Genomic DNA, 6,427 nt, shown 5'->3' with positions numbered 1-6,427 from the left:
ACTACGAGCGGAGGATCGAGACACGGGAACTGCCGGTGAACCGCCGACACGAGCTGAAGTACGCGTTCTGAGGGCCGAAACGAGCGGGGCGAGCCGATGGGCCCGCCCCGCTGGGGAATGCACAATCTCGGAGGCACAATGTTCCGATTACCGGGATCGCTCGCCTGTCCCTATCTTGGGCCCCGCGGCACTCCCCTTCGCCCACGATCCGAGGACGCGCATGACCGCACTTCTGCGCAAGACCCTGCGTGGCCGTCTGCCCGCGGGAGCGGGGGCAATGGTCCTGGCGCTGTCTGCGTGCGCGTCCACGTCGACGACCGATGTTCCGCGGACACCGACCGCGCCCAGCCAGGCCACGCTCGACGTCCCCGACCCGGTTCTGCCGGAGGACGTGGCGATCGCCCTGCTCGTGGGCAGTGCACTGCTCGAGTCCGGAGACGCGCGCAGCGCGCTGGAGTACTACCGCCGCGCCCATCGTCTGCTCCCCGAGGACCCCGAGCTGGCACGTCGCTACGTCGACGTGGCGCTGCGCGCCGGCCGCGCCGAGGCCGCACTGACGACGCTCGAGGACCTCGTGGATCGCTTCCCCGAAGACGCGGGTCTGGCGCGGCAGCGGGCCCAGCTGCTGGCCATGACCGGCCGGACGGAGCAGGCACTGACGGCCGCGGAGGAACTCGTCGAGCGTTTCCCCGGCGACGACTTCGGCGCGGAGCTGCGGGTCGAGCTCCTCCAGCAGGCCGGACGGCCACAGGAGGCCCTGGCCGCCGTCGACGCCATGATCGAGCGGGAGCCAGAGGTGGCCGCGTGGAGGATCCGCCGTGGCGATGTCCTGCTCGAGCTGGAACGCCCCGAGGAGACCGAAGCCGCCTGGCGCCGGGCTCTGGAACTCGAGCCGGATTCGGTCGAGGCGATCGATCGCCTCTCGGAGTTGCTGCGTCTGCAGGGGCGGGACGAGGAGCTGTTGACCATGCTCCAGGACCTCGTCGACCGCGACGCACTCGGACCGACCCAACAGGCGCGCCTGGCCGATCTCTATCTGGCCCGCGGAGACCGCGAGCGCACGGTGGAGCTCCTCCTGCCGATGGCTCGGCGCGGGGTGCTGGAACCACGAGCACGCATGATCGTCGCCGACCTGCTCGCTTCGCTCGACCGGCGGGAGGAGGCGATCGCGGTCCTCGAACCGCTGGTGGAGAATCCCGAGGTGGATCCGGCGCGGGTGCGGCGCACGATCGGCGAACTGTACATGGAGCTCGACGACTACGAGCGCGCCGTCGAGGAGCTGCGTCGGGCAGCGGAGGCGGCTCCGGAAGACGGAGGCGCGCACGTGAGCCTCCTGCTGGCCATGTCGCAGGCCGATCCGGGCCTGCTCTCCGGGCGTGCCGACGAGCGGGAGATCGCCGCATTCGAACGCTGGCTCGATCGCACCGCCGACGCCGTGTCCGGGGACAGCGTGCGCCAGAACTACCTCCTGGGGGCCCTTCTGCGGAGGGCAGGGAGCACCGAGCGGGCCCAGCCCTGGCTTCAGCGGGCGGCGGAGCTGGATCAGGAGAACTTCCAGGTGCTCTACGACCTGGCCGTGGTGCAGGAGTCCAACCGCGACTTCGAGGGCGCACGCGCGACGCTGGAGCGCCTCCTGGAGCTGGAACCCGACGACGCTCACCTGAAGAATTTCTACGGCTATCTCCTGGCCGACCAGGGCTGGGAACTGGAGCGCGCGGAACGTCTGATCCGGGAAGCGGTCGCCGAGGAGCCCGACAACGGTGCCTACGTCGACAGCCTGGGATGGGTCCTGTACCGGCAGGGGCACTACGAGGAGGCTCTCGATCGTCTGATCAAGGCCGTCAACCTCCTCGGGGACGATCCGGTCGTCCTCGAGCACGTGGGCGAATGCCTGGCGGCGCTCGGCCGCCACGAAGAGGCGCTGCGCAGCTTCGAGCGGGCGCGCGTGGCCGGCGGCGACACCGAACGCCTCGAGGAGCGGATCGAGGCCATGCGCGAGGCGATGCGTGAGCAGCCCTGACCGTCGCCGATACGTGGTGTTCGCCGTGGCTGCGGCCCTGATCGTCACCGCGGGTTGCGCGACGACGCGCGGGGGCGGAGAGGTCGCCCCACCGCCCCTGTCGGGCACGCGCACGGGGGGCGTCGAGCTCCGGGGCACCGCGCGCGGTCCGTTGCCGGGCATGGGCCCCGAGGCCCGGGTCCACGCCTTCCTGCGCAACGACGCGTCCGCCCGTGTCGAGATCCGCTACCGGCCCGAGGGCAGGGCTCCCGTCCACGAGGTCCTCGTCTGGACCGCGGACACGGCTCTTCTGTTCGATCGTCGCACGGGGCGATTCACCGACATGGGGGAGCGCCCGGGTCGATTCGAGGCCCAGGGCGGGTCGTTCGAGGTCGGAGATCTGGTATGGATCCTGACCGGCCGCACGGTCGGGAACCGAGCGCGCCCCTGGGAGCGCGCCGGCGACGAGATCCGGCGGCGTGGCGAACGGCGCGGATGGAGGCGGGCACGGTCCCGACCGCTGGAATGGGCCGAACTGGTCTGGCGGGTCGACGACGAGGTCCGTACGATCCGAACGGTGGTCGAGGCCCACGAGGGTCCCGGGCCTGATGCTCTGCCACGGCGCCTACGGATCGGAGCACCTGGTGTCGAGGCTCCGATCGTGGTGGACTGGTCCGAGATCCGGACCGTCGCCGCCCTGGGCGATTCGATCCTCGATCCCCTGTGGGAACCCTGACGCACCCACGGTGTAGACCTCCGGGAGTACGGTTGCCCCGGAGGGAGTCCACCATGGGTCTGGCCGAGAAGGTCACGATGCTCGACCCCGATCGTCGGCCGGTCGATCGCACCGAGCTGAGCGACGAAGACCTGATGCTGCGCGTGCAGGCCGGTGAGAAGGCCTGTTACGACATCCTGGTCCGTCGCTACAAGACGCGCCTGTACAACTACCTGCTGCGCTTGGTGAGCGACGGGGACCTGGCCGAAGAACTGGCCCAGGATGCCTTCGTGCGCGCCTATGTGCATGCCGACAAGTACCGGACCATTGCCCGGTTCTCGACCTGGCTCTACACGATCGCCACGAATCTGGTCCGCAACCGCTACCGTCAGAAGAAGCGCCGTCCCCCGGTGCTGTCGATGTTCTTCAATCACGGCGACGGCGACGAGGAAGTGGTGCAGGAGATCGCCGACGAGGCGCCCGATCCCGAGCAGGTCGCCGTCGGCGAGGACCTCGAGCGGATCATTCGCGAGGTCACCGAGCAGATCCCCGAGCGCTACCGGATCCCCTTCGTGCTGCGCGAGGTCAATCAGCTCAGCTACGAGGAAATCCGGGCGGTCACCGGCCTCAAACTGGGGACCGTGCGCAGTCGTATCAATCGTGCTCGGAACCACTTCCGTAAGTTGATCGAACCGATGCTCGAAGACGGTCCAGCCACCCCTGACGGCGAAACCCGCTGAACGAGGACACCACGATGAGCTTCCTTCCTCCTTCTCGTTCCCGTGACTGCCGGCGCGCCCGCACATGGATCTCGCGCGCCCTGGATGACGATCTCGGAGAGACCGAGCGCGTTCGACTCGGCGAGCACATCGGCGCCTGTCCCGAATGTCGGCGTCATCAAGAGGTGCTCGAGCAGGGACGGCAGTGGATGCTGGCGGCTGAAGCCGAACCCTCGGAGAACTTCGAGTGGAAAGTACAGTTGGGGATCCAGAAGGCTCTGCGGGAGCGGGCGGCCGAGGCCACGGATACGGCCATCGTGGGTGAGCGTTGGAGCTTCTGGCGTCCGGCAGTCGCCAGTGCGCTGGCGGTGACGGTCCTCGTGGTCGGAATGGGCGCCTGGTTGCTGCCCGGTGACGGAACGGGCACCATCGGCGATGGTAGGGACGTCGAGGCGCCGGTCGGCGCGACCTCGCTGGTCGGAGCGCGGACGGTGGGCGAAGAGGAACCGGATCTGAGCGGAGCGGTCCGCACGAATCCCTTCGAGATCGACGTCACCGACGGTGACTTCGGCATCCGCACGGTGGGCGGCCCCGGGTTCCGGGACGACCTCTACGCTCCGGTGCGCGAAGGTCGGCGCGGCCTGTGGCCGACGCTGCCGTCGTCGATGCAGACGACGATCATGCAGCACCTGTTCTGGAACAGCCGGGCGGGGGCGGCGCAGGAAGGCGGCGTTCAGCGCTTGAACATGCCGATGCGGCGGTCCACACTGCCGACGTCGGGCGACGTCCGGGACTCCATCGCGACCGGTTCCGCCGGCGAGCGCCGCTGATCCATCCCAACGTTCCTCGGGAGGGCCCTGTGCGCTTGCGTGTTTCCCGGGTGCTCCTCGCCGCCGTCCTGGCCCTGGGGCTGGGCGGGTGTGGAGATTCGTCCCCGGTCCTGAATGCAGTCGGAAGCTATTCCGACGTGGCCATCCTCACCGATCTCGACCTCTTCAATCCCGTTGCGTTCCAGCTGAAGCAGGCCCTCGAGGTCGATGCGAACACGGGGATCCGCCGGGAACCGATGCTGCGTGTCGACATCTTCGACTTCGACGCGAAGGACGACGCGCGGCTCTACAAGAACGTCATCGTGATCGGGTACCTGAAGGGCAAGGACGGCGCGTCCCGGGAGATCCGCCGACGGCTCGGGGGGACCCAGATGAAGGTCATGGAGTCGCGTCACCTCTTCTTCGCCGCTCGCGAAGACGTCTACGCCAACAACCAGAACGTTCTGTTCCTGGCCGGATCCGACCGCAGTTTCATGCAGAGCGCGATCAACCAGGAGGCCCCGGCCCTGCGCGGCCAGATCGAGGAGATGAACCGCGAGCGCGTGATGGAGTACATGCTGGGCCTCGGACGCAACGCCGAGGCCGAGCGGTCCCTGCGCGAGAACGCCGGCATCCGCATGACCGTGCCCGAGGGCTACCGGATCAACGGGATCAAACAGAATGCCGAGGGTGACCTGGGCATGGTCGAGGTCCTCCACGAGAACCCCACGCGTGGCGTGGTGGTGTTCTGGAAGACCCTCGAGGATCCCGAGGCCTTCGACATGGAGGATCCCGAGGCGCTGCTGGCGCTGCGTCGCCGCTGGGGCACCTTCCTCGACGAGGCGCTCCAGGATCTCTACGGCTACACGTGGTCGACCGAGATGTTCCGCGGAGAGCCCCGACCGCAGCTCGCCGGGATGTACGAGGTCCTGTCGGCCCAGGTGGGCGGCCCCTTCCGGACCCTGTTCCTGCTCGACGAACCGTCGCGTCGGCTGTTCGGGATCAACTGGTTCACCTACAATCCGCAGGGCGACAAGCATCCGTACCTGCGAGAAGCGCGTGCGGTGGCGGGCACCTTCGTTCCGCGATCATGAGAAGTGACTCGAAGGTACGGCTGCAACCTCCTTATCCTGTTAGACTTCGGGAAACGTTCGGTGAGGCGTTCAGGGCCCTGCGCGACGACCGGTCGGAGGCGGTCGGTCTGGTCGTCGTCGACCGGCGGGTCGTCGATCGGCACCCACGGGCCCTGGCGGGACTCGACGCCGAAGCCCGGCGCCGGACGGTCGTGCTCAACGGTGGGGAGTCGGTCAAGACGCTGCGCTCCTTCGAGCGTCTCCATCGAGCTGCAGCCGAGTTCGGTATGGATCGCCAATCGCTGGTCGTCGCCGTGGGCGGGGGAACGATCGGTGACCTGACCGGGTTCTTCGCTTCGACGTGGATGCGGGGCGTTCCCTGGTGTCCGATCGCGACCACGAGTCTGGCCATGGCCGACAGCGCGATCGGCGGGAAGACGGCGGTGAACCTGGCGGGGGCGAAGAACGTGGTCGGCACGTTCCACCAACCCGTCGGCGTCTACGGGGTCCTCGAGGCGCTCGAGACGCTTCCCCGCCGGCACACGCGGTCCGGGCTCGCCGAGGTGCTGAAGGCGGGGGTGATCGCGGATGCAGCCTTGTTCACCCGGACGTCGGAGGCGGCCGCGGCGCTACGATCCCTGGATCGCACGGCCTGGCTGGAGGTCCTGGAGGGCGCGAATCGGGTGAAGGCAGACGTGGTCGCGGGCGATCCGCGCGAGTCCGGCGGGCGCGCGGTCCTGAACTTCGGCCACACCGTGGGCCATGCCCTCGAGGTTGCCCACCGACCGCGCCTGACGCACGGCGAGGCGGTCGGGCTGGGCATGATAAGTGCTTCCTGGGTCTCGGAACGCCTCGACGTTGCCCCGGGTGGGACGACCGGCCGCATCGTGGAGGCACTCGGACGGCTCGGACTGCCTCGGAAGGTCCGTGCGATCGACGAGCCAAAGTTCTGGCGCGCAATGCGTTACGACAAGAAGTCGAACGGCGGCGAGGTCAGGCTCGTGTTGACGCACGGAATCGGCTCGGCTACGGTCGGCCACCGCGTGGAGCGGAAGATCCTGCAGCAGTCTCTGACCGTCCTCGGCGAGGGGCCACCGTAGGGGCGGCCGAGG

At 68.7% G+C, this 6,427-nt stretch carries 6 protein-coding genes; all 6 read left to right on the top strand.

Annotation, left to right across the window (positions count from 1 at the left end; all coding sequences use genetic code 11):
• Window positions 1-220 precede the first annotated feature (220 nt).
• Genes VKA86_17155 through aroB form a run of 6 tightly spaced genes read left to right on the top strand, consistent with a single transcriptional unit; the run spans window position 221 to window position 6,415 of the window.
• Window positions 221-2,020, top strand: coding sequence for a tetratricopeptide repeat protein (locus VKA86_17155; GenBank protein ID HKK72934.1), 1,800 nt, complete (start codon window positions 221-223; stop codon window positions 2,018-2,020).
• Complete coding sequence (locus VKA86_17150) at window positions 2,007-2,735, top strand: hypothetical protein (protein HKK72933.1); 729 nt, start codon at window positions 2,007-2,009, stop codon at window positions 2,733-2,735. The genes VKA86_17155 and VKA86_17150 overlap by 14 nt, the downstream gene beginning before the upstream one ends.
• A gap of 53 nt (window positions 2,736-2,788) precedes the next feature.
• Window positions 2,789-3,454 (top strand): sigma-70 family RNA polymerase sigma factor, encoded by a 666-nt coding sequence (locus tag VKA86_17145; protein HKK72932.1) that lies wholly within the window; start codon window positions 2,789-2,791, stop codon window positions 3,452-3,454.
• Window positions 3,455-3,468: 14 nt separating this feature from the next.
• Window positions 3,469-4,263 carry a zf-HC2 domain-containing protein gene (locus VKA86_17140; GenBank protein ID HKK72931.1) on the top strand — a complete coding sequence of 265 codons (795 nt, stop codon included), beginning with the start codon at window positions 3,469-3,471 and terminating at the stop codon, window positions 4,261-4,263.
• Window positions 4,264-4,292: 29 nt separating this feature from the next.
• Window positions 4,293-5,336 carry a DUF4837 family protein gene (locus VKA86_17135; protein ID HKK72930.1) on the top strand — a complete coding sequence of 348 codons (1,044 nt, stop codon included), beginning with the start codon at window positions 4,293-4,295 and terminating at the stop codon, window positions 5,334-5,336.
• Complete coding sequence (gene aroB / locus VKA86_17130) at window positions 5,333-6,415, top strand: 3-dehydroquinate synthase (GenBank protein ID HKK72929.1); 1,083 nt, start codon at window positions 5,333-5,335, stop codon at window positions 6,413-6,415. Before VKA86_17135 ends, aroB begins: the two co-directional genes overlap by 4 nt.
• Window positions 6,416-6,427 lie beyond the last annotated feature (12 nt).

The sequence above is a fragment of the Candidatus Krumholzibacteriia bacterium genome (genome assembly GCA_035268685.1).
Taxonomy (GTDB): Bacteria; Krumholzibacteriota; Krumholzibacteriia; order JAJRXK01; family JAJRXK01; genus JAJRXK01.
Note: the sequence above shows the minus strand (reverse complement) of the source record. Positions and strands in the feature narration are given on the sequence as shown.